Origin of the sequence: Pseudoalteromonas sp. BSi20480, from assembly GCF_000241365.1 — a bacterium.
Taxonomy (GTDB): Bacteria; Pseudomonadota; Gammaproteobacteria; order Enterobacterales; family Alteromonadaceae; genus Pseudoalteromonas; species Pseudoalteromonas marina.
Genome location: NZ_BADX01000066.1, coordinates 1 through 23764, shown reverse-complemented (window position 1 = coordinate 23764; position 23764 = coordinate 1). Strand labels below are relative to the sequence as shown.

At 37.3% G+C, this 23764-nt stretch carries 22 protein-coding genes; all 22 read left to right on the top strand.

Features of this window, described 5'->3' with window-relative positions:
* On the top strand, window positions 1-1302 hold a 1302-nt coding region (locus P20480_RS11765), incomplete at its 5' end, for a TolC family protein (RefSeq protein WP_238530289.1).
* Between the two features lie 2 nt (window positions 1303-1304).
* Window positions 1305-2540, top strand: coding sequence for an efflux RND transporter periplasmic adaptor subunit (locus tag P20480_RS11770; RefSeq protein ID WP_008109954.1), 1236 nt, complete (start codon window positions 1305-1307; stop codon window positions 2538-2540).
* 9 nt (window positions 2541-2549) lie between these two features.
* Window positions 2550-5696 (top strand): efflux RND transporter permease subunit, encoded by a 3147-nt coding sequence (locus tag P20480_RS11775; protein ID WP_024600845.1) that lies wholly within the window; start codon window positions 2550-2552, stop codon window positions 5694-5696.
* Window positions 5689-6387 (top strand): HupE/UreJ family protein, encoded by a 699-nt coding sequence (locus tag P20480_RS11780; RefSeq protein ID WP_008128610.1) that lies wholly within the window; start codon window positions 5689-5691, stop codon window positions 6385-6387. The genes P20480_RS11775 and P20480_RS11780 overlap by 8 nt, the downstream gene beginning before the upstream one ends.
* A gap of 57 nt (window positions 6388-6444) precedes the next feature.
* Entirely contained in the window at window positions 6445-6999 is a 555-nt protein-coding gene (locus P20480_RS11785) for a hypothetical protein (protein WP_008109960.1), read from the top strand.
* 48 nt (window positions 7000-7047) lie between these two features.
* Entirely contained in the window at window positions 7048-7380 is a 333-nt protein-coding gene (locus P20480_RS11790; RefSeq protein ID WP_008109964.1) for a DUF6488 family protein, read from the top strand.
* Between the two features lie 380 nt (window positions 7381-7760).
* A complete protein-coding gene (locus P20480_RS19150) occupies window positions 7761-8147 on the top strand; it encodes a CopL family metal-binding regulatory protein (RefSeq protein WP_238530288.1) in 387 nt (128 codons plus the stop codon).
* 148 nt (window positions 8148-8295) lie between these two features.
* Complete coding sequence (locus tag P20480_RS11795) at window positions 8296-8820, top strand: DUF411 domain-containing protein (RefSeq protein ID WP_008128607.1); 525 nt, start codon at window positions 8296-8298, stop codon at window positions 8818-8820.
* Window positions 8820-10277, top strand: a complete 1458-nt coding sequence (locus P20480_RS11800; protein ID WP_008113913.1) for a TolC family protein — start codon at window positions 8820-8822, stop codon at window positions 10275-10277. Before P20480_RS11795 ends, P20480_RS11800 begins: the two co-directional genes overlap by 1 nt.
* On the top strand, window positions 10277-12091 hold the full coding sequence (locus tag P20480_RS11805) for an efflux RND transporter periplasmic adaptor subunit (protein WP_008128605.1): 1815 nt from the start codon (window positions 10277-10279) through the stop codon (window positions 12089-12091). Before P20480_RS11800 ends, P20480_RS11805 begins: the two co-directional genes overlap by 1 nt.
* Window positions 12092-12109: 18 nt before the next feature.
* A complete protein-coding gene (locus P20480_RS11810; RefSeq protein WP_008128603.1) occupies window positions 12110-15247 on the top strand; it encodes an efflux RND transporter permease subunit in 3138 nt (1045 codons plus the stop codon).
* Between the two features lie 96 nt (window positions 15248-15343).
* The gene (locus P20480_RS11815) at window positions 15344-15976 is read left to right on the top strand and encodes a hypothetical protein (RefSeq protein WP_008113907.1); all 633 of its coding nucleotides are present in this window, start codon (window positions 15344-15346) and stop codon (window positions 15974-15976) included.
* Window positions 15976-17826, top strand: a complete 1851-nt coding sequence (locus P20480_RS11820; protein ID WP_008128601.1) for a 2Fe-2S iron-sulfur cluster-binding protein — start codon at window positions 15976-15978, stop codon at window positions 17824-17826. Before P20480_RS11815 ends, P20480_RS11820 begins: the two co-directional genes overlap by 1 nt.
* A 32-nt stretch (window positions 17827-17858) precedes the next feature.
* Complete coding sequence (locus tag P20480_RS17905) at window positions 17859-18146, top strand: hypothetical protein (RefSeq protein ID WP_008128598.1); 288 nt, start codon at window positions 17859-17861, stop codon at window positions 18144-18146.
* Window positions 18147-18312: 166 nt separating this feature from the next.
* Complete coding sequence (locus P20480_RS11825) at window positions 18313-18837, top strand: c-type cytochrome (protein WP_008113900.1); 525 nt, start codon at window positions 18313-18315, stop codon at window positions 18835-18837.
* A gap of 21 nt (window positions 18838-18858) precedes the next feature.
* Window positions 18859-19344 carry a YybH family protein gene (locus P20480_RS11830; protein WP_008128596.1) on the top strand — a complete coding sequence of 162 codons (486 nt, stop codon included), beginning with the start codon at window positions 18859-18861 and terminating at the stop codon, window positions 19342-19344.
* Window positions 19345-19375: 31 nt separating this feature from the next.
* Window positions 19376-19858 carry a YybH family protein gene (locus tag P20480_RS11835; protein WP_008128594.1) on the top strand — a complete coding sequence of 161 codons (483 nt, stop codon included), beginning with the start codon at window positions 19376-19378 and terminating at the stop codon, window positions 19856-19858.
* A gap of 178 nt (window positions 19859-20036) precedes the next feature.
* Window positions 20037-20852, top strand: coding sequence for a methionyl-tRNA formyltransferase (locus P20480_RS11840; protein ID WP_008128592.1), 816 nt, complete (start codon window positions 20037-20039; stop codon window positions 20850-20852).
* A 24-nt stretch (window positions 20853-20876) separates the two neighbouring features.
* Window positions 20877-21377, top strand: a complete 501-nt coding sequence (locus P20480_RS17900) for a hypothetical protein (RefSeq protein ID WP_033025269.1) — start codon at window positions 20877-20879, stop codon at window positions 21375-21377.
* Window positions 21289-22578, top strand: a complete 1290-nt coding sequence (locus P20480_RS11845; RefSeq protein WP_008128590.1) for an HD domain-containing phosphohydrolase — start codon at window positions 21289-21291, stop codon at window positions 22576-22578. Before P20480_RS17900 ends, P20480_RS11845 begins: the two co-directional genes overlap by 89 nt.
* A 65-nt stretch (window positions 22579-22643) precedes the next feature.
* On the top strand, window positions 22644-23450 hold the full coding sequence (locus P20480_RS11850) for a hypothetical protein (protein ID WP_008128588.1): 807 nt from the start codon (window positions 22644-22646) through the stop codon (window positions 23448-23450).
* A gap of 4 nt (window positions 23451-23454) precedes the next feature.
* Window positions 23455-23764 (top strand): hypothetical protein (locus P20480_RS17895; protein ID WP_033025265.1); only part of this gene is annotated, 310 nt, incomplete at its 3' end.

Here is a 23764-nt window from a genome sequence, read left to right as displayed (position 1 = left end):
TTTTTTGTAAGGATTCGTCGGAATGTTTTATTGGTGCTGATGCCATTCATACCAACAATTGCATTTGCCCAAGAAGTTCCTTTGCAAACGGTTGATTTGCGTTCAGCTATTGCACAGACAATAGATATGCATCCTGAGCTAAAATCATTTGCCATTCAAGCCAAGATGTATTCTGGCTATGCTCAACAGGCAGGGGTTCAATCTAGACCACAAATTGGTTTTACCATTGAAGATGCTTTAGGTACAGGTGAGCACAGCGGCTTTAAGAGTGCACAATCAACACTTTCTATTTCTTGGTTATTAGATGGTGGATTGGTACAGAGTAAAATAAAAGCAGCTAAACAATATGGCTCTACAGTCGCTTTAGAGCGTGAAGTTAAAGCTTTGGATTTAGCTGCACAAACGGCACGTTACTTTATACAAGTTCTTGTCAATAATGAGCGATTGAAGTTAGCTCAATTTAGTCTTAAGCAAGCGAATAATTCATTTGAAGCAATAAGTAAACGCGTAAAAGCAGGGAAGTCCTCTTTAGTAGATAAATTAAAGTCTCAGGCTGAGGTAGCTAATCGTGAGTTGATAGTTGAGGATTTAACTCACGAAGTTGATGCAAGTAAGTACCAATTATTTGCACAATGGGGTGAGCAAATTAAAGGAGTAAATCAAAATAATAGGCATAAGAAAAGTATGATAGTGGGTTCATTATTATCTTTACCAAGTGTAACCAATTTTGATTCTTTATTTACGAAACTTAGACAAACACCTTCAGTGAATCTTTTTGCAACAAAACAACGAATTGCCCAGTCTGAGATAGAGCTTGCACGCATTGAAAGCAAACCATTATGGCAATTTTCAGCAGGCTTACGTCGATATGAAACAACTGATGACTTCGGCTTAGTTGCTGGAATTTCAATTCCTTTTGGTGATGGGAATCGAAATGAAGGAAAAATAAAAGCCTTGCGAGCCTCTCAAAGTCAACTAGAAACAGAGTCGTTAGCGTTAGTTCATAAACTCAATACTCAGTTATATGTTCTTATCGAACAATTGAAGCATAGCCAACATGTCATTCATGCGGTATCTGACAATATTATTCCTGTTTTGGAGCAAGCTTTTAAAGAGGCAGAAAAAGCATATAACGTTGGTAAGTATAGCTATACCGAATGGATGAACACCCAGAAAGCCCTACTCAATGCTCAATCTGATTTGATAGCTGCTTATCAAAATGCACATTTAAACAATATTGAAATTGAACGTTTAACCGGAACGTCCATTTTAACCATTAATAAAGACAAGAAAGAGAAATAATCATGAAACCAACATTTCAAATATTAGCCTTAATAAGCACCGTCTGGCTTGTTAGCATAAGTGCAAGCTTCCCAAGCTTTGCGGTTTCAGAGCCGAAGGTAGAAGAAGCCGAACCTGAAAAAGGTCCCAACCGTGGACGAATGTTGCGTGATGGTGATTTTGCCATTGAACTCTCAATCTTTGAAACAGGCGTCCCTCCTGAATTTCGTGTATGGGCATCAACAGACGGAAAAGCAATTGATCCGTCAGAGGTTGACCTTAATGTAAAGTTGACTAGATTGGGTGATGGCATAGACGATATAAATTTTTACCAAGAAGGCGAATATCTTCGAGGTGACATGGTTATCTATGAACCGCACTCATTTATGGTTTCACTCACTGCAAAATATCAGGGTAAAACCTTCAACTGGCAGTATGACAACTTTGAAGGTCGGACAAAAATTGCTGAAGATGTAGCAAAAGCAATGGAAATCTCGACTGAAATTGTTGGTCCATCAACATTTCATGAAACAGTTCAAGTCTATGGCAAGTTAGTTCTACCTGCTGATGCAACGAGTAATGTTTATGCTCGCTTTGACGGGTTAGTTAAAAAAGTTAATGTAAAGCTAGGAGAGTCAGTTAAGAAAGGTCAATTACTACTCACGGTTGAAAGTAATGAAAGTCTTCAGTCGTACAAAGTCTTTTCTGCTCAAAATGGAATTGTTAGTACCGTTAACGTTACCTCAGGCGAACAATCTAAAGGCCGCTCCCTGCTACAAATTACCAATGATGAAACATTAATTGCCCAGTTAGCTGTTTTTCCAAAAGACTTACCAACCGTGCGTCTTGGTGCAAAAACCACGATAACGATTAATGGTGTTGAAGAAAAGCAGGTGAGTACGGTTGAGAGCCGTATTCTAAAAGTCAGAGATGATCAGGCGAAGCTATTTCGTGTAGTCGTTAATAATGCTGATTCTGCGTTGTCAGAAGGAGCATTTGTTAGTGCCGCGATTGAAATTGGTTCATACGATGTACCTATGGCAGTAAAGCGCAGTGGATTACAAAGCTTCCGCGATTTTACTGTTGTATATGCCAAAGTCGGAGATGAATATGAGGTAAGAATGCTTGAGTTAGGTCGAGCTGTAGGTGAAGAAATTGAAGTGCTAAGTGGTATTTCCTTAGGCACTGAATACGTGACTGAAAATAGTTACATCCTCAAAGCTGATGTTGAAAAGTCTGGCGCTTCACACGACCATTAAGGATTGATTATGCTCGAATATTTACTTAGATTTTCTATCCGTAGAAACTCAATCATTATGCTAGCCGTGCTTGCGTTAGCAGGTTTGGGTATTTGGAATTTTACCAAGTTACCTATTGATGCTGTACCTGACATAACTAATGTGCAAGTCATGATCAATACGGAAGCTCCAGGCTATACGCCACTTGAAGTTGAGCAACGGGTTACTTATCCGTTGGAGACTGCGTTAGCTGGCATACCTAACTTAGTGAGTACAAGATCAGTCTCACGTTATGGGCTGTCACAAGTGACAGCAATCTTTAGCGATGACACGGATATTTATTTTGCAAGACAGCTTGTAAATGAACGATTAGTTTCAGCTAAATCTGATTTGCCGACTGGTTTAGAGCCTGAACTTGGCCCAATTGCAACCGGGTTAGGTGAGATATTCATGTTTACTGTTGATGCTGAGCCTGAGGCACTTAATGATAAAGGTGAACGAATCACGGCTACGGACCTAAGAACTGTACATGACTGGATTATTCGCCCTCAGTTAATGCAAGTGCAAGGCGTAGTTGAAGTTAACCCTATTGGTGGTTTTAAGCGTGAAATATTGATCGCTTTTGAGCCTAAAAAATTATTAGCTTTTGGTGTTACTCAACAAGATGTTATCCAAGCAATTGAAAATAATAATGATAATAAAGGTGCTGGTTTTATAGAAAAAAATGGTGCTCAGTGGCTGCTTCGTATTCCAGGGCAAGCAAAAACGATAAGTGATCTATCTACAATCCCTGTTAAAACGACTGACGGTAGCGTGATCCGTATATCTGACGTTGCCAATGTAAAAGAAGGGAAAGAGTTAAGAACAGGTGCAGCGACACAAAACGGTAGAGAAGTGGTGATGAGCACGGTCTTTATGCTCATCGGGGAAAATAGCCAAAAAGTCGCTAAAGCAGTTGGGTTAAGACTTGAAGAAATAAAACGAAGTTTACCGACAGGTATCACTGTTACTGCTGTTTATGATCGAACTAAGTTAGTTGAAAAAACCCTCGATACGGTAAAAACAAATCTGTTAGAAGGCGCATTGCTCGTTATTGTAGTGCTTTTCCTTCTACTCGGTAATATGCGAGCAGCATTACTTACGGCTGCTGTTATTCCTTTTGCCATGTTAATGACTATCACTGGCATGGTACAAACAAGAGTGAGTGCAAACCTAATGAGTTTAGGAGCACTTGATTTTGGCTTGCTCGTTGATGGTGCAATTATTATCGTTGAGAATTGCATGAGACGACTGAGTGCTGCCTCTTCAAATGGGCGTTCAATGGAGTTAAATGAACGTTTATCACTGGTATTTTATGCGACTAGGGAAGTTATTCGTCCAGCACTATTCGGTGTCTTCATAATTACAGCGGTGTATTTACCTATTTTTGCACTTACAGGTGTTGAAGGGAAAATGTTCCATCCTATGGCCATTACTGTCGTGATTGCTTTGTGTTGTGCAATGCTTCTATCTATCACTTTTGTACCTGCTGCAATCGCTATTTTATTTAAAGGCCCAGTGAAAGAAAAAGAAAATATTATCATGAAATCATCACTTGCGGTGTATCGTCCTACGTTAACTTTTGCGCTTAAAATTCGTTGGTTTGTCGTGATGTTAGCTGTTGCACTTGTTGGTTATGCAGGATTTTCCGTAAATAAATTAGGGAGTGAGTTTGTACCTAACTTAGATGAAGGTGATATTGCTATGCATGCCTTACGTATTCCAGGTACATCACTAACACAAGCCGTTGCACTTCAAAAAGTTTTAGAAGAAAAAATTACGCAGATGCCTGAAGTAGAACGTGTATTTGCAAAAATTGGTACAGCAGATGTTGCCACTGATGCTGTTCCTCCAAGTGTTGCTGATAATTTTATTATATTAAAACCACGTAGTGAATGGCCTGAACCTACAAAAGCTAAAGCCCAATTTGTAGAAGAGTTAGCAGCAGTAGTAGAACCCATTCCCGGTAACAGATATGAGTTCCTTCAACCAATACAAATGCGTTTTAATGAGCTACTTGCAGGTGTAAGAGCTGAACTTGCCATTAAAGTATTTGGTGATGACTTTGAAACACTAACGGCATTAGGTAAAAGCATTAACACGGCCATTGCTAACGTTGAAGGAATTGCTGATGTTCAAGTTGAACAAACAACAGGTTTGCCGATGCTTACGATCAATCCTAATCACGAGCAATTAGCAAAATATGGCGTTAGCATTAAAACCCTACAAGATCAGCTTGCTACGGCCTTAGGTGGAACAAGCGCTGGTAAATTTTATGAAGGTGATCGAAGAGCAGACATTGTTGTTCGTCTTCCTGAAAACCTTAGAAGTGATGTTGATTCGTTGGCTCACTTACCCATACAAATACAAGCTGACCAGTATGTACCTTTGCAAGAAGTTGCTGAACTTGAATTAGTAGAAGGGGCAAACCAGGTTAATAGGGAAAATGGTAAACGTAGAGTTGTTGTTACCGCCAATGTTAGGGGAAGAGATTTAGGTTCTTTCGTTAAAGATATTCAAGCTTCAATAGAGAGTTCAGTTGAAGTGCCTTCAGGGTACTGGATTGAATATGGTGGCACTTATCAGAAGCTTCAATCTGCTTCTAAAAGGCTATCAATTGTCGTGCCTATTACACTGATCATGATCATTGGCTTATTATTCTTAGCACTTGGCTCTTTCAAAGATTCAATGATCATCTTTACGGGGGTTCCTTTAGCGTTGACTGGCGGTATTTTCGCTTTATTAATACGGGATATTCCCTTTTCAATTTCGGCAGCCGTTGGCTTTATCGCATTGTCAGGCATAGCAATATTAAATGGTTTAGTTATGGTGTCCTTTATCAGAGAACTTCGACGAGAAGGTGTTGCATTAGATACCGCCATTATTGATGGTGCGCTGACTAGACTTCGACCCGTATTAACTACAGCGCTGGTTGCATCGCTAGGCTTTGTACCAATGGCGCTTAACACAGGAATTGGCTCAGAAGTGCAACGCCCACTTGCTACAGTGGTCATTGGTGGGATTATATCATCAACAATTTTAACGCTATTTGTGCTTCCTGCTTTATATCGTTTATTACATAGCCACAAAGAAATCTTTACTAAAACACCCCATACAAAGGAAACTGTTAATGTTTAATTATTCCCAGCGATACGGCTTAATCAGCCTTATCGCTCTAATTTCCATATTGTTGCCCGTGGGAGCATTTGCTCATGGCGTAGATGAAACAACGCGTGCTTTTTTACAAAGCAATACTGGAGTGCAGATCATTCCATTTTTATATATAGGTGCAAAACATATGGTTACTGGGTATGACCACCTATTGTTCCTCGTCGGTGTGTTGTTCTTTTTATATAAGAGTCGTGATGTCTTGCTCTATGTCAGTATGTTTACCTTAGGGCACAGCCTAACATTACTTTTTGGCGTTATTAATGACATTCAGGTAAATGCTTATTTAATCGATGCCATTATTGGACTTTCTGTTGTCTACAAAGGTTTTGATAACTTAGGCGGCTTTAAGAAAACAATAGGTTTTACGCCTAATCCCAAAACTGCGGTACTGATTTTTGGCTTATTTCATGGTTTTGGTTTAGCTACTAAACTTCAAGAATTTCAATTACCGTCAGACGGATTAATTGCCAATTTAATTGCTTTTAATGTTGGTGTTGAATTGGGGCAGTTCAGTGCATTAGCATTTATTTTATTATTGATAAACTACTGGCGAAAGCACAATAGTTTTAATCGCTTTGCGACCAATACCAACTGCTTATTGATGAGTGCTGGGTTTATGTTGATTGGCTTTCAATTAACAGGCTACTTTATCAGCTAAACGAAATTTTACAGTCAGTTAATTAACGAAAATAAAGAATTAAGAGAAGAGAAAAACATGCAACAAACTAACACTCAAGCAGTAAATACGCAGGAAGTAACATTGACCAATAGTAAATTACTTAAATACACAATATTTAGTTTTGTTTTTGCTGTTATCACATTAATCACAGTGATATTGCCAGCAGAATATAATATTGACCCAACGGGCATGGGTAATAAGCTTGGTTTAACCGTATTTAATAATGCACAAGCAACGACTTCAACTGAGCCATCAACTACCACGAGTAAGGCTACCACTGAAACAATTGAGGTTGTTGTTCCTGCGGGAAGAGGCGTTGAATACAAATTTACGATGGAGCAATATCAAAAGTTGACTTATGAATGGATAACCGATGGCTCTGTTTTGTATTTCGATTTACATGGTGAGCCAAAAGGGGACACCACTGGGTATTTTGAAAGTTATGCCATAGCAACATCAGATGAAATGAAGGGGAGCTTTACCGCACCATTTGAAGGCTCACACGGTTGGTATTGGAAGAACACCTCAGATGCTCCTGTAAAGGTCCAATTAATAGTTAATGGTGAATATGTTGAGCATGGACTCAAATAATCATCTTTTATTATCAGTGTTTATTTAGAAAGTTTAGTGGAGTCATAAATGAAAAATTTAATCGTAATGCTATTTGTCGGTTTAATGTTAAATACAGGAATAGCATTTGCGCATGGTGATCACAAAATGATCAGTGCAAAAGACGCGATACAAGTAGCCATCAAAGTAACGCAGAAACTCACCTTTAAGGATTTGGGCTACAAGGTTGGTAAGTTAGATGAAAGTTGGAAGGCTCTAACTACGGAAGAATTTAAGCTATATGCAGCTCAGGATAATCGCTACAAAGTCAGTGCATTTAATAAAGACAACAATAAAGTAATTTATTTCTTGATGACGATGAGTGGTGAATTGCTACAGGTTAACTCAGAAGCTAAGTTTTGAATTGTAATATTAAAAACATACATGAGCACAGAGAAATTATTTTCAGAGATTATTATGTTTAGACGTTAAGCTTCAATTTATTGGATTGCTATAAACCTCAAAGTATATTTTAAGTCGCTGACTACACTTGGCAGGCATTGATGGTTATGAATTAGTTCACGTAATGAAAACTATCTGTAAACTTTTGAGAGGGAAATATTTTAGAAGCATCAAATATCTATGATAATCGTAGTCTTATGATCGGATATTAAAGACTTTAATAGAATTAATGTTTTCTTGTAAGTGGCTACCAAGTCATTCACTTTTTTAAAATTAATTTGTTGAAAAATAGAGCTTGTTATGCGAGTATGTAATTAATTGAAATATTTTGTTGGTTAGCTGTGAATTCTAATTTCTCTAAAACATTAATGGTACTGCTAGTCTGTTTGACCTTTGTTGGTCAAGCGGTTGCGTCTACTGTTATGTCTTATCATATGATGAGTATGAAGGGAGATAGTGTGCAAGGACAAATGCAAAATATGTCAATGATGGGCCATAGTGACCATTCAATGATGAGTCATTCTTCTGATGACTCAGATGAAGCAAAAGAGGACTGTTGTGTTAAAAGTTGTAGTTGTTTTACTGGAGGTTGCTCAAGTATCGCTACACTAATGAAAGACACAGATGACAGTCTATTTATTGATTTATCATCAAAAATATTATCATATTCAAACTTGGCTCAAAGTCAATCATCATCATCTCTATATAGACCTCCAATACTAAGCTAAATACAGAATAATTGTGCCTAAAATTTGGCTCACTTATATGAAAATTATCTGTATTAGGCTTTTTGATCTCTGCGTTTAAGTATTTTTAAGCAAAATCAAGAATAACCTAATCAATTCAAATATTAATTGATATCCCTTTGGGGGGGTTATGTTTTCCAAAAAATTCACGTTAAAGGCTGTTGCAGCCTTTACTTTAGTCATTGCTATTGCAAGTTGTTCAAAAGAAGAAGTTTCAGTGACTTCATCTAAAACACAAAATGCTAAACCTCATCCTATTCTTTTAGAGGTTTATAAGAGTCCTACATGTGGTTGCTGCAAAAAATGGGTTAGCCATATAAATGAGCAAGGGTTCGAATCAAAAGTTCATAATTATCAAAGCTTTACAGCGGTTAAAGAAGAGAAAGGAATAGAGCCTCGATACCGTTCTTGTCATACCGCTATATCAAAAGATGGTTATGCATTTGAAGGGCATGTTCCTGCCAAATTTATTCATAAATTTTTAAAAGAAAAACACTCTGACGATGTTATTGGATTATCTGTTCCTGCAATGCCAGCGGGAACTCCCGGTATGGAAGTAGGTGATAAATTTCAACCTTATAAAGTGTTATTACTTAAGAAAGGGGGCGCTTATGAGGTCTATGCTAGCGTTCAATCTTATGAGGAGCAGTTTTAATGAATAAATTTAAAAATATCAGAAGTTTAAGCGTGAAATACTGTGCGGGTATGTTAGCTCTTACAGTGCTAACTGCAAATTCTGCTGATATTCCTACTATTACTTCTAGTTCAGCCTTAACTTTTGAGAAAGCTATCAAGTCTGCGCAGAAGAATGATCCATGGTTAACGGGAAATGTTCATAAGCAAAATGCTATTGAAGCGATGAGTACAGCCGTAGGCACGTTACCAGATCCGAAAGTATCTATAGGGTTAGCCAATTTACCTACAGATGGCTTTGATTTTGGACAAGAGGGAATGACACAAGCGAAAGTTGGCATATCTCAAATGTTTCCTCGTGGGGATACATTGTTGATTAAACGAGAACAACTCAAGATTGAAAGTGAATCATTCCCGTATCAACGAAAAGATCGAGAGTCCAAAGTAGCTGTTACTGTTGGTAGCCTTTGGTTGGATGCATACAGAGTTCAAGAAAGTATTGCTTTAATTGAAAAAAACAGAACACTTTTTGAACAGTTAGCGGATGTTGCTGAAGCAAGTTATTCGTCTACTTTAGGTAAAACAAGGCAGCAAGATATTGTAAGAGCGCAATTGGAGCTTACAAGATTAGAAGATCGTTTAGATGTCTTAGGACAACAACAAAACCGCTTTGAAGGTATGTTGTCTCAATGGTTAACAGAGTTTTCTATAGAGAAAAGTTCTCAAAGTGAAACTTATGTAGACGATGATTTTAACCTTCATAATATCGTTTTGACTAAGCAATTACCTCAAATTGACCTAGTAAATAGCAATATAGTTCTTACAGATAGCTGGTTACGCCCTAGTGAACTGGCAAAGTATATTGCTAACCACCCTTCACTTGTCGCAGTTGAAAAGAAAATTAAATCAACAAAAACTGGAATTAAATTGGCAAAGCAAAAATACAAACCTGAGTGGGGAGTTAATGCTAGTTATGGTTACCGTGATGATGATCCAATGGGAAATAGTCGAGCGGACTTGTTCTCTGTAGGGGTTACTTTTGACTTGCCGCTTTTTACAGATAATAGACAGGACAAAGAAGTTAAGTCAGCTATTTCAAAAACAGAAGCTATAAAAACTGAAAAATTATTATTGATGAGGAAATTGCTCGCATCATACTCCAGTGCAAAAGGGCGCTTACTTCGATTGAAAGATAGACAGAACTTATACAAAGACAAGCTACTGCCTCAAATCCATGATCAAGCTGAAGCTTCGCTAACAGCCTACACCAATGATGATGGTGACTTTGCCGAAGTAGTTCGCTCACGAATCGCTGTATTAAATGCGGAAATAGATGAGTTAACGCTTAATGTCGAAGAGCAGAAATTATTACTAGAACTTAATTACCTTTTTATAGGCAGCATAGATCCTGTCGTTAGTAACAATAATATGAATTTATCAAATAATAGTGGTTTCACTGTTATTTCGGGAGAAGAATAATGAACAACAATATTAAGCCAATAGTAATTGGCATGGTTATCGGTGGCTTTTTAACATTTGGGGTTTATAGTTTTATGGCCCCGACAAATAGTGGGGAAGCAAGCTCTGTTGTAACGGCTGAAAAGAAGCCGCTTTATTGGGTAGCTCCAATGGACGCGAACTACAAAAGAGATAAGCCAGGGAAGTCACCAATGGGTATGGATTTAGTACCTGTTTACGACGATGGTGGTAAAGGACCTGATGAAGGTCCCGGAACAATTCGTATCTCTCCTGATGTTGTAAATAACCTCGGTGTAAGAACAGCAATAGTTAGTTATAAATCATTGCACACTGAAATAAATACAGTCGGTTATGTTGCTTATGATGAAGATAAGTTAGTTCATATCCATCCACGAGTACAAGGATGGATTGAAAAGCTATATGTTAAGGCTATTGGAGATCCTGTTAAGAAGGGGCAACCCCTTTATGAAATTTATTCCCCAGAATTAGTTAATGCCCAAGAAGAATTATTATTGGCATTAGATCGTAAAAATAGCCGATTAATTAGTGCTGCTGAAAATCGATTGTCAGCATTACAACTTCCAAAATCATCAATAGTAAAACTTAAGAAAACAAAGAAAGTACAGCAAACAATTACTTTTTATTCTCCACAAAATGGCGTGGTGGAAAATTTAAAAATACGTGAAGGATTTTTTGTTAAGCCTGGCTCTACTTTAATGTCAATTGGTGATTTATCGGAAGTGTGGGTTGAAGCTGAAGTCTTTGAACGCCAAGCGGGTCAAGTCAAAACAGGCACCCCAGTAACCATGACTCTTGATTACTTACCAGGAAAAACATGGCAAGGAAAAGTTGATTATATTTACCCAACACTAGATGCAAAAACTCGTACTGTGAAAGTACGTCTTCGTTTTAAAAATGAAGAAGGCGAATTCAAACCAAATATGTTTGCTCAAATTGCGATTCACACAACAGGTGACGAACAAGCTTTATTAATCCCTAAAGAAGCACTTATTAGAACAGGAAACCAAGATAGAGTTGTTCTCGCCTTAGGTGAGGGGAGTTTTAAATCGGTTGCAGTATCTGTAGGTCGATACGATAGCGAAAGTGTTGAGATACTTGAAGGGGTGCGTGATGGGGAAAAAGTTGTTAGTTCTGCACAGTTCTTATTAGATTCAGAATCGAGTAAGTCTTCAGACTTCAAGCGAATGAATAGCGATGTTGATGAAGCGGATGCTTCAATGCCTTCTTCTGTTTGGGTTCAAGCTAGTATCGAGAGCATGATGGCAGATCATAAAATGTTAACTTTAGCTCATGAGGCGATACCTGAATGGGAATGGCCAGAAATGACGATGGATTTCATCGCATCGGACAGTGTCGATTTCTCATTACTTAGTGAAGGGATGAGTTTACATGTTGAAGTGACAAAAGAAGATAATGGTGATTATAAAATTAGCAACATCCATGTTCCTGACGACATGAGTGAAAGTGATACAAGCCAAGTAACTGAAGAAGTGGCAGATGACTCGTCAGCGACAGTTACTGGAACAATTAACTCGTTAATGATCGATCATGGAATGGTGAACATTAGTCGAACTGCTATTGAAAAATGGGGACGACCTGCGGCTACTTTAGATTTCATTACAGGGCACAATGTTAGCCTTGAAGGACTTTCTGAGGGGATGGAAGTTAAGTTTACTTTTGAAGTGCGTGGTGAACATTTTGTAATTTTTGAAATTGCCCCACTAGGGCAAGGTGATGAACAGGGTGAAACTTCTAGATTAGAAGCACCTGTTGTTGATCATTCAAACCACTAATATAGGAGTTAGATTATTATGATTGCTTCTATAATACGTTGGTCCGTTGGTAATCGATTTTTTGTATTACTCGCTACCTTTTTACTCGTAGGCATTGGTTTATATTCTGTTAATAAAACGCCTATTGATGCACTGCCTGATTTATCTGATGTGCAAGTAATTATTAAAACAAGTTACCCTGGTCAAGCCCCACAAGTTGTTGAAGACCAGGTTACCTATCCGATGACTACTGCCATGCTGTCAGTTCCTGGCGCAGTGACTGTTCGAGGTTATTCTTTTTTTGGTGACTCTTACGTGTATGTCATCTTTGATGAAGATACAGATTTGTATTGGGCGCGTTCGCGAGTACTTGAATATTTAAGTCAAGTAGCCCCTAGCTTACCCAGCAATGCACGACCGCAATTAGGACCTGATGCTACAGGCGTAGGTTGGGTATATTTATACGCCTTAGTTGATAAAACGGGTCAACAAGACTTAAGTCAATTGCGCAGTTTACAAGATTGGTTTTTAAAATATGAATTGCAAACTGTCCCTGGCGTATCAGAAGTTACTGCACTTGGCGGTATGGTTAAGCAATACCAAGTAAGAATTAATCCTGAAAAATTAAGAGCATTTGGGATCCCTCTTTCACATATTCAAATGGCTATTAAGCAAGGTAACCAAGAGATCGGGGCATCTGTTGTTGAAATGGCAGAAGCCGAGTACATGGTTAGAGCAACTGGTTATCTCAAAAGTGTTGAAGATTTAGAGAATATACCTTTAGGAGTAAATGAAAATGGCACACCTCTATTACTAAAAGATGTTGCAGATATTGGGACTGGCCCACAAATGCGTCGAGGTATCGCTGAGCTTAACGGTGAAGGAGAAACTGTTGGTGGTATCGTTGTTATGCGCTTTGGAGAAAATGCTCAGCAAGTCATTAATGGTGTTAAAGAAAAGCTAGAGCAACTGAAGAAAGGTTTACCTGAAGGGGTTGAAATTGTTCCTGTTTATGATCGCTCTGCATTAATTGAAAGGGCTGTTGATAACTTAGCTTATAAGCTATTAGAAGAATTTGGCGTTGTGGCGCTAGTTTGTATCATTTTCTTATTTCATGTCCGCTCGTCACTAGTCGCCATTGTGAGTTTACCTGTAGGGATATTGACGGCATTTATCGTTATGCATATGCAAGGTCTTAATGCGAATATTATGTCGCTAGGAGGGATTGCAATTGCGATCGGTGCCATGATCGACGGTGCTATTGTAATGATAGAAAATATGCACAAGCACATGGAAAAAACACCGTTAACTAATGAAAACCGCTGGAAAATAGTAGTGGAGTCGGCCAGTGAAGTTGGTCCTGCTCTATTCTTTAGCTTGTTAATTATTACGGTGAGTTTTGTTCCTGTTTTTACCTTGGAAGCTCAAGAAGGGCGAATGTTTGCTCCACTTGCCTTTACTAAAACGTATGCAATGGCAGCATCAGCGGCATTAGCGATTACATTAGTCCCTGTACTGATGGGGTATTTTATAAGGGGTAAGGTTTTACCTGAGCATAAAAACCCGGTGAATCGCTTTTTAACCTTTATCTATATGCCTGCTCTAAAAACGGTATTACGTTTTCCAAAGACAACTTTAGTAGCAGCATTGGCAGTTCTTGCTATTGGTATATATCCACTTGACAAGATTGGTAGTGAATTTATCCCTCCACTTGATGAAGGTGACTTAATGTATATGCCTACAACTTATCCTGGTATTTCGATAGGGCAAGCACGTCAACTGTTACAACAAACGGATAAGCTGATTAAAACAGTTCCAGAAGTTAAAACTGTGTTTGGTAAAGTAGGTAGAGCGGAAACTGCTACTGATCCAGCGCCTTTAACAATGATTGAAACTTTTATTCAATTAAAGCCTCGTTCAGAGTGGCGAGAAGGTGTTACTACTGAGAGTTTGAAAAAAGAGCTAGATGGTTTAGTTAAGCTCCCTGGGGTAACTAATGCGTGGGTGATGCCAATAAAAACACGTATTGATATGTTAGCTACGGGTATTAAGACACCTGTTGGTATTAAAGTCGCAGGACCTGACTTATCGGTAATTCAGGACATCGGTAAACAATTAGAAGTTATTTTGAAAGATGTACCTGGAACAGCATCAGTATATTCAGAGCGTGTAGCTGGTGGGCGTTACGTTAAAGTTGATATACAACGCGCTAAAGCAGCCCGTTATGGTTTAAATATTAGCGAAATTCAGCAGGTTGTTGCTACGGCCATTGGTGGTATGAATGTCACCAAAACTGTTGAAGGCTTAGAGCGCTATCCAGTGAGTTTACGTTACCCACAAGACTATCGTGATTCGCCTGAAACATTATCTTTGCTACCAATAGTGACACCAAATGGGCAAAGGATCTCATTAGGCGATGTTGCGAATGTGCTCGTTGAAGACGGCCCTCCGGGAATAAAGTCAGAAAATGCAAGATTAAATGGTTGGGCATTTGTAGACATTGAAGGTGTGGATGTTGGTAGTTACGTTGTTGATGCACAAAAGGTTGTTGAAGATAAGCTAAAACTTCCTGCTGGCTACTCAATTGCGTGGGCTGGTCAATATGAGTATATGCAACGTGCCAAAGCTAAATTGACTTATGTAGTGCCGTTAACCTTGTTCATTATTATTATTCTACTTTATCTGAACTTCAGAAATGTTATTGAAGTGGCAATGATCATGGGAACTCTACCTTTGGCTATGGTGGGTAGTATTTGGTTGATGTATATCCAAGGCTACAACTTCTCTGTCGCTGTAGGTGTTGGTTTTATCGCGCTAGCGGGGGTTGCTGTTGAGATAGGTGTGATTATGTTGGTTTATTTGAATCAGGCTTATCACGAAATGATTAATGATCATCAGTCAAAGGATATTTCAACAACGAAGGCTGATGTGCTTCAAGCGGTGTTACATGGTGCAGGCTTACGTGTACGTCCTGTCATGATGACCGCAGCAGCTATAATCGTTGGCTTATTGCCAATATTATATGGCACAGGTACTGGTTCTGAAGTGATGAGTCGTATTGCAGCACCTATGGTTGGTGGAATGCTAAGTGCGGTGATTTTAACTTTACTTGTTCTACCTGCATTATTTTATTTGTGGCGTTCGTCATCGATTAAAAATGTTTCGAGCAAGGCATAGAGCATGAAAACGTTGAAGGTTAGCCGGAAACTTCATCGGTGGTTGATGTTGTTTTTAGGCTTGCAGTTTTTGATTTGGTCGATATCAGGTGCCTATATGGTTATTTTTGATATTGACTATATTCATGGTGATAGTTTGGCGGTTAATCACCAAGCTAAAGTTAATGTGGATGAAATTACTTACCCATTATCTGCATTAGCTAAGCAATATCCTGACGCAAAAAACATTGCCGTAGAAGTTTTTATAGACCAAGCCGTTTATCGTTTTACAGAGCATGACGAAAAATATGTTGTAAATGCTAGTAATGGGGAGAAGATTTCTCCCTTAAACAAAGTCGTAGCTATTAGCGCTGCAAAACACTATTATAGTGGTGATGGTGCGGTCCTTGAGTCTGAATTGATTACAGAAAATCCACCGTTTGAATTAAGCCGTCGAGCATTACCTGCTTGGCGGGTTAACTTTGATGATTTTGGCAGTCCGTCGATATATGTTTCAGCTCAAACAGGAAAGCTTGTCAGTAAGCGACATGAATTTTGGCGAATCTTTGATTTGATGTTTAGTTTGCATGTCATGGATTACGAAGAAGAAGATCCAAGTAATAAACTACTTTTTTGGTTCACACTTTTTTCTATTTTTGCGGCAATTACTGGTGGTGTATTGAGTTACTTTGTTATTTTCAAAAACAGAGCAAAAAATACATTAGATAAAAGTATGGGAGTAGCTAGATAATGTTGTTCCTTAAAAAGCTACATAAGTGGCTATCCTTGTTGGTTGGCCTACAACTACTAGTATGGTTAGGAACAGGCTTATATTTTAATTTGATGGATCATCAAAAGGCTTCAGGAAATCAATATAAACAAACTCCCGTTGTTGCCCAAGTTGATATTAATAGGTTAGTTGAACCACAGCTTGTCTTATCTCAATCAAAACAAGTCGTATCGTTAAAACAAATATCACTATTAGAGCACCCTTACTATTTGTTAACTCATAATAAAGGTTTATATAGCCATTTTGACAATGACTACTCTTTGGTTGATGCGTACACCGCTGAGCCAGTCGTTATTGATGAAACTATGGTTAGAAAACTGGCCCAATCTTCCTACAATGGTAAAGGTGTGATTAAAAATGCAGTTAAATTATCACCTTCATATGAAGATATACCTCGTGAGCAAAATGAAGTGTGGCAAGTTAACTATGCTGATTATATTCAAACTAGCGTTTATATTGATGCTGGTTCTGGTCGAATAATTAAACATAGTAATGATGATAAACGGTTTGTTGATATTTTCTTTATGCTTCACTTTATGGATTATGGCACTGAAGGAAGCTTCAATAATGTTCAAATCATTTTATTTTCTCTTTTCACGCTTTTCTTTTCCTTAACTGGTTTTATCTGGACTATTGAGCTGCTCTTTAATGGTCAATACAAAGTTCGCTTTGGCAACAAAAGTCGAACTTTGGCGCTATTTGATAAAGATCTGGAGCCTATCGGGGAATTCGATTTAGCTACTAATACCAACTTACTTGACGGTTTAATTGATCATGATATTGCTTTGTCATCAACCTGTGGCGGTGGCGGTACTTGTGGCCAATGTAAAGTACGTCTTGATAGCAGTGTCAAAGTCACTTCAGCAGAGCATGTACTTTTAACAAAGGAACAATTGCAACAAGGTTACAGATTGGCTTGTCAACATGATGCAACAGAAACTAAGAGGTTAACATTAATTGATGTTACTAAAGCCAAAAAATACCTTCTTGAATTAACGCATAGTGAGTTTATTAGTCCCTATATAAAAGAGTTGCGTTTTAAAGTGCTTGGTGGTGAGAGATTAAAATTCAAAGCAGGTGCTCATCTTCGCTTCTATATACCACCAGCTAAAGGAGTATCTATACCAGCGCGTCTTCCTGACGCTTTCAAATACCATTGGCGTGATATTGAGTATTTAGAGTATGAGCATCAAGCTTGTAGTCGAAGCTATTCTCTAGCTAATGGTGATGGGCAGATTGAAGCTGGTACTAACGAGTTAAAGTTTACCGTCAAAATTCAAAATGCTCCAAATAAAAGTATATATCCCGGTGTAGGTTCTAGCTACATATGCAATTTGGGGCTAGGGCAAACAATAGAAGCGGCTGGTCCATTTGAAGATTTTCACGCTAAACCTTCAAGTAATAAAACAATGATTCTTATCGGAGCAGGCTCTGGAATGGCACCATTGAAATCATTGATTGAAGAGCAATTGTGCTTCTACCAAAAAGAAAGAAAGGAAACTAGAGGTATCTATTTTTTCTATGGTGCTAGAACTGAGGAGGACTTGTTATATAAAGATGAGCTTTACAGGCTTTCTAGAAAATATCCAAACTTTTTTTACTACCCTGTTTTGTCTAGGCCGCATAAGAACTGGTCAGGAGCAAAGGGGTATGTTCAAGATTTACTCACATCAAATATTAACAAAATTTGTCAAATTGATGGTGTTGAATTTTATCTATGCGGCCCACCGAATATGATGTCAGCAACGATAAATCTTTTGAAAACTAAGAATGTTGATGCAACTAATATTGCATTCGATGAATTTACTTAAATTAAACTTAATCACTAACGTAGGAGAGAACCATGAAAACTAACTTTATTAAAACTGTAGGCAAAATCGCTTTGATATTAGTACCAGCAATTACTTTATCAATGAATGCATCCGCTCATGATCCGAAAATGCATGCAAAAAAAGCAGAAAAAGCTGATTGTAGCAAAATGGATCATAGCAAGATGGATATGAAAGACCCTGTTGCAGTTGCAATGATGAAAAAGTGTATGAAGCAATCAAAATCTTCAATGGAGAAAATGGATCACAGCAAAATGAAAGAAATGGATCACAGTAAAATGAAAGAAATGGATCACAAGTAAAATGAAAGAAATGGATCACAGTAAAATGAAAGGAATGGATCACAGTAAAATGGAAAAAAAGAAAAATAAAAAGGCTAATAGTGATGATCACCAGAACCATTAATTAAATATTAAAAGTCACTTAATTGAAGCTCGTATTAAGTGACTTTTAAAGTAAGGAATTGTTATGAAAGCTCTTAAAATTCTATTGATATTATTGCTATTGGGAGGAGCTAGTGCAGCCACTGTCATGTATTCAGGGATAGTGAATGTAGCCGCAGATGAACCTCACAGTGATATTGTTTATTGGCTTCTTGAAGAAACTAGGGAGGCATCCATAAAGAAATCGGCTCAACATATCAAAGTACCTGATTTGGAAAGTCCTGAGTTGTTGTTAATGGGAGGAGCAGATTATGAATATATGTGCTCAAGCTGTCATCTAAAACCTGGATTAGAAGAAAGTGATATGAGCATTGGGCTGTATCCTCAACCACCTAATTTAAGTATTTCGCATGAAACTCATCAACACGGTACTGATGAAGAGCTTGCAAGGAAGAATTTTTGGGTGATTAAACATGGCATAAAAGCTTCAGGGATGCCAGCTTGGGGGAAAACTCACAGTGATGAAAGAATATGGGCCATGGTTGCTTTTATTAAGCGGTTACCGACTTTAACACCCGAGCAATATCAAGTGCTAACGGCAATAGATTAATTATTAAAGATAGGAATAAAAATGAAAATAATTCAAATAATAGTAACAGCGGCTTTGTTAATTTTCTTAACCATGAGCAATGTTGTAATCGCTCATGCAAGCGAAAAAAATAATACAAGTAAACGTGGTGAATTGACCGTATTAACAAGTGATGCAGGTAAAGTCGTTATGCAATTTCACCAAGCCATACAGGGTGGCGATAAGAGCAAAGCACGCGGCTTTTTAGCTGATGATGTCATTATATATGAGGGCGGTAGAGTAGAGCGCTCAGCCGATGATTATGCAAATCATCATATGCTGGCTGACATGAAATATTTGGCTCAACTTAAAGTAGAAATACTTGAACATGAAGTCAGGGAGGTGGGGGAAACAGCTTACTCAATATCCAAAACAAAGTTAACCGGAGAGTTTCAAGGAAAAGACGTGAAAAGTGAAGGTATGGAAAGTATGATACTTATGAAAAAAAATGGAAAATGGAAAATAGTCCATATCCATTGGTCACACTAGCTTAAAAAAATAAATAATAAAGGAATAAAAAATGATCAAGTATATTGCAGCAGCTATTTTAGTTATCACAAGTTTTGTTAGCTTTGCTCATGGGGGAGGAAAACATATAAACAAAGATAAACAGGCAATAATCGATATCATTTCGAGTATTAAGTATGGTTGGGAAAATGGAGACGGAGCACCATTTAGAAAGAACTTTCTTGATTATAAAGGTGCTCGATATATAGAAGGTGGCGGGCAAAATACAGGATTGAACTCATTAGTTGAACATCATGTTGAACCTGAAAAAGATGCACTGGAATATTTAAGGCTGAATTTTAGTGAAATAGAAGTTCACTTTGAGGGTGATGACAAATCTTTTGCGTGGGCTATTGCTGATACACGGATAGAAGGAAAAGTGAACAAAAGTGGCAAAATATTCGACAAAACAGGATTTCAAACATTCTTATTTCGCAAAGTAGATAAAAATTGGAAAGTAGTACATACCCATTCTTCTAGTAGAAATAGAAAGTAATAATTGTTTAAAACTGTACAGCATGATGAGTTGTTAGTTTAAAACTTTTACAGGAATGGAGTAGGGCTTTTAAGTGAAAAAAAAGAGATAAATAAAACTTAAATTTATATGAATTTAAAGTCACTTTAGGCCCTATTAAAAAATATTACATCACTTGTTTAGAGTTGAGGTTCGGCTTATGAGAATAGTTTACTTCGGCAATAATATGTTTTCTTCGTGCTTAAAATATTTAATTAAGGGCGGCTTTGAAATTGAAAGAGTTTACATTAACTCGCCCGATTTTACGTCTTCGGCTATATCAAAATTGTGCGAAACGCATCAAATTCCCTTGTTCAAAAATAAGCCTATGAGTGAAGAGCTTGAACATTTGATTTCCATGGGTGTAGAAATGTTCATAGTAGCTGAGTATCTACACATATTACCTGAAACCAATGTTAAGTACGCTATTAACATACACCCGTCAATGTTACCAAACGGCAGGGGGCCAACGCCATTACCATATCTATTAAAATATCCTGAACATTCTGGCGTAACAATTCATAAATTAACAAATGTGGTAGATGGTGGAGACGTGATTCTTCAATCAGATGTTCCCATTCAAAAGAATGAATCTATCACGACAGTCATGGTCAAAATGCATATTGAAGCGGTAAATTTATTAAAAACCTTCCTTTCTGATGTCGAATGTCACTATGAAAATGCTAAGCCTCAATCTGAATACTCATATTTTCCACTCATAGACATAACAGAGCGGATGCTGGACTGGAAACAATCAACACAACACATAAGTAGCAAGATTCGCAGTTATGGCTTTATTGGGGTAGTTCTTAAACTTAATAACCGTCTTTGGAATGCCAAACATCTAGAAACTGTAGAATACGGCCATCATTATGACGCAGGAAAAGTTATATATGAAGATGAATATTTACTTGTTATCAGCTCAAGTGATGGGATAGTTTGTGTTCACAAATATTCGTTATCTTTGATTGATTAACGTAATTGTAATTGGATGTAGAGCATGATTATGAAAATGAAACCGTTAAAGAAAGTTGCACTTACCGTTGTGGTGATCTGGACAATTATTGTTACAACGTTAACTGCAAACTTAATCATATCATCAAAAAAAAGTGCGGTTAAAAATGCTAAAGATGATGCTTTTTCTGCAATTGATCACATTGATGCGACCATAAAACTATTAATAAATGACTACCAAATTAACAATATGAGCTTATCAAGACAATTAGATTTAAAAGGACTTGAATCTAATAGTGGCGTCGTATCTATTGAACTTGGTATAGAGAAACCAAAAGTTTCTCTAGTCTTTGTACAAGAAAATTCAAATGTTAGTAACCAAAATACCTTTTTAGATGAATGGCAAAAAAAACTAGTCGGTGTCTTAATCGATAGAAACGAGACAACTTATTTTATTGATGAGAAAGGTCAAAGCTCTTTTTTTAAGAGCTGTAGAGCCAAGAGCTGTAGATCAAGACTGTCAAATTTGCAGGCTAGTAGGACTTGAGAAAAAAGATGGTTACTTCGGAGGTGTTTTTGTTTCGGTGAATATGAGTCGATACCTTTCAGAAGCGTATTTACACGCATGGAGTATGATTCGAAGCATAGGAATAATTTGGGTATTAGGTATAGCTGCGATCATTTACGGCTATAAAAAAACCAGTAGTGCAGTAAGTAAAAAACTAAGAAATTATGAAGAAAGCGTTTTTAATTTAGTCGATATAATAGAGAAACGAGATAGCTATACCGCTGGTCACACCCGAAGAGTTGCAAAATATGCGATGTTACTTGCTGAAGAGCTAAATGTTTCGAGTATTAAAAAAGAGCTACTTTACAGAGCATCGATGCTACATGACATAGGTAAAATATCTACGCCAGACTCTATTTTATTAAAGCCGGGGAAGTTGAGTGATTTAGAATATAAAATTATTAAAAACCATGTAACAACCAGTTATGAGATTCTCTCTAAAGTATCTATCTATAAAGATTTAGCAGAAATAGTTCGACATCATCATGAATATTATGATGGCTCTGGCTACCCCCAAGGTTTAAAAGGAGCCGAGATTCCTTTCTTATCTCAAATTCTTACGGTTGCGGATGGCTTTGATGCCATGACCACAGATAGAATTTATAAAGGTGGAAAATCTGTACAAGAAGCAATTCAAGAAATTTCTAAATTAAGTGGGCAGCAATTTAACCCTGTAATTGTTCAGTCTGCGATTAATGTCTTATCTAAAGTAGATACCGATCGCAAGATTTCTCAGCTACCAGAGTCGGATTTACAGCATGAACGTTTCTCATATTTCTATAAAGATAATGTGACACATGCATACAATCAAAGGTACTTAGAGCTTTTATTGTCAAAACAAAAACAAGAATTAAAAAAATATCGGCATGTTTTGCTAATTAGAGTGCATAATTTTTCGAAATATAACTCAGAACATAGCTGGAATAAGGGTGATGAGAAGCTTATAGAAATTGTAAATTCTCTTCAAAAATTTGAAGAGAACCACCTTGTATTTAGGCTATTTGGAGATGACTTTATTCTGTTGCTCAAAAGGAAAATTGACTCATCTGAAAGGGAAGAATTATTGAGGAAAGAAGTAAATGGAACATGCTTATATTATTCAACACGTTATATAGATTTACCCGAAAATAAATTGATCGATATGGAAGAGCTGGAAAAAATTATGCACATGCCTGAATAGGTTGTTTTTCTTTAAAATCATTTAAATAAAACAGTTATGAATCTAGCACTAATGGAGTACAACAAATGAAATTTACTAAATATAAAATATATAACTACATTGGAATTGTCTTCATTCCCTTGTTGCCTTCATGCATAAGTGCAGCAGAGCCAACGGTAGATAATCAATCAAAGAGTTATCAAGATAAAAACTTTACCAGCATTCAAAAGTCTCTTCAGCAAATGAATAAGAACTTACAAACATTGCCAGCACAACAAACTGCTAAATTAAGCGCTACAAATGATCTTGAAACAACTGGAGATAACCAGGTGAAAAATCAAAATGATACCTCTAATAGCCTTAACCAAAAAATGGGGCGAAATAAAATGGGTATGATGACCAAGAAAAAAAACTGTATGGGCAGAATGTGTAAAATGATGATGAAAAACAAATCAATGATGGGGACCAAACCTTTACCAGAAAAACAAGGCTCGTTATCTACCAAGACTGATGTTTTACCTGGCTATCAAGATGCACCACACCTATATCACCTTGGTGAAGCAGACTTTTTTTTAGATTATGTATCTGAACTTGAACTGACTTCAGGGCAGGTTGAACAATTGTTTAACATAAAGCAGCAATGGGGAATTACCCAACGAGAAAAAGTTACTCTGCGTGAACAACTCGAAAAGCGTTTGTGGAAAGAGACCGCTTCAGGAATGCCTAATTTAAATGAGGTTAGAGATACTCTTTCAGAAATAGCATCTGTCAATTCAACACTACGATTATCATTTATCGAGATGGTCGGTCAATCTGTAGACGTTTTATTGCCGCAACAAGTGGAACTTATTAAAAAAATAAATATATCAAAAGAATTTGATAGTAAGGGATAGGTCTATGATGAATTTCTTTTTTAATAAAACAGTTATTACTCTATCACTTTGGGTTACCTTATATTTTTATTGCACTGCATCATTTGCTCAGCAAGGGAAAGATGAACATGCGAATCATCACCCAAAGAATTCACAAATTGCATCGGTTTCACCAACTCAACAAAATATTGTCGTAGCTAATAATGATGGTGTGAGTAACTTATCTGTTGATAGTGTTGGTCAAACACAAACCTCTGTTATGTCTAAAGGCCAAGGAATGGGTAAAAAGATGAACGGAATGATGGAGCAAATGGGAGCACCTAAGCCTAAAGATC

Bases quoted from the DNA above. Each gene is read 5' to 3' on its own strand.
- P20480_RS11820 (WP_008128601.1), top strand. From the start codon at position 15,976: ATGTTGTTCCTTAAAAAGCTACATAAGTGGCTATCCTTGTTGGTTGGC.
- P20480_RS11830 (WP_008128596.1), top strand. From the start codon at position 18,859: ATGAAAATAATTCAAATAATAGTAACAGCGGCTTTGTTAATTTTCTTA.
- P20480_RS11785 (WP_008109960.1), top strand. From the start codon at position 6,445: ATGCAACAAACTAACACTCAAGCAGTAAATACGCAGGAAGTAACATTG.
- P20480_RS11795 (WP_008128607.1), top strand. From the start codon at position 8,296: ATGTTTTCCAAAAAATTCACGTTAAAGGCTGTTGCAGCCTTTACTTTA.
- P20480_RS11840 (WP_008128592.1), top strand. From the start codon at position 20,037: ATGAGAATAGTTTACTTCGGCAATAATATGTTTTCTTCGTGCTTAAAA.
- P20480_RS11770 (WP_008109954.1), top strand. From the start codon at position 1,305: ATGAAACCAACATTTCAAATATTAGCCTTAATAAGCACCGTCTGGCTT.
- P20480_RS11810 (WP_008128603.1), top strand. From the start codon at position 12,110: ATGATTGCTTCTATAATACGTTGGTCCGTTGGTAATCGATTTTTTGTA.
- P20480_RS11835 (WP_008128594.1), top strand. From the start codon at position 19,376: ATGATCAAGTATATTGCAGCAGCTATTTTAGTTATCACAAGTTTTGTT.
- P20480_RS11805 (WP_008128605.1), top strand. From the start codon at position 10,277: ATGAACAACAATATTAAGCCAATAGTAATTGGCATGGTTATCGGTGGC.
- P20480_RS17905 (WP_008128598.1), top strand. From the start codon at position 17,859: ATGAAAACTAACTTTATTAAAACTGTAGGCAAAATCGCTTTGATATTA.
- P20480_RS11790 (WP_008109964.1), top strand. From the start codon at position 7,048: ATGAAAAATTTAATCGTAATGCTATTTGTCGGTTTAATGTTAAATACA.
- P20480_RS11780 (WP_008128610.1), top strand. From the start codon at position 5,689: ATGTTTAATTATTCCCAGCGATACGGCTTAATCAGCCTTATCGCTCTA.
- P20480_RS11845 (WP_008128590.1), top strand. From the start codon at position 21,289: ATGAGAAAGGTCAAAGCTCTTTTTTTAAGAGCTGTAGAGCCAAGAGCT.
- P20480_RS11825 (WP_008113900.1), top strand. From the start codon at position 18,313: ATGAAAGCTCTTAAAATTCTATTGATATTATTGCTATTGGGAGGAGCT.
- P20480_RS11850 (WP_008128588.1), top strand. From the start codon at position 22,644: ATGAAATTTACTAAATATAAAATATATAACTACATTGGAATTGTCTTC.
- P20480_RS11775 (WP_024600845.1), top strand. From the start codon at position 2,550: ATGCTCGAATATTTACTTAGATTTTCTATCCGTAGAAACTCAATCATT.
- P20480_RS11815 (WP_008113907.1), top strand. From the start codon at position 15,344: ATGGTTATTTTTGATATTGACTATATTCATGGTGATAGTTTGGCGGTT.
- P20480_RS11800 (WP_008113913.1), top strand. From the start codon at position 8,820: ATGAATAAATTTAAAAATATCAGAAGTTTAAGCGTGAAATACTGTGCG.
- P20480_RS17900 (WP_033025269.1), top strand. From the start codon at position 20,877: ATGATTATGAAAATGAAACCGTTAAAGAAAGTTGCACTTACCGTTGTG.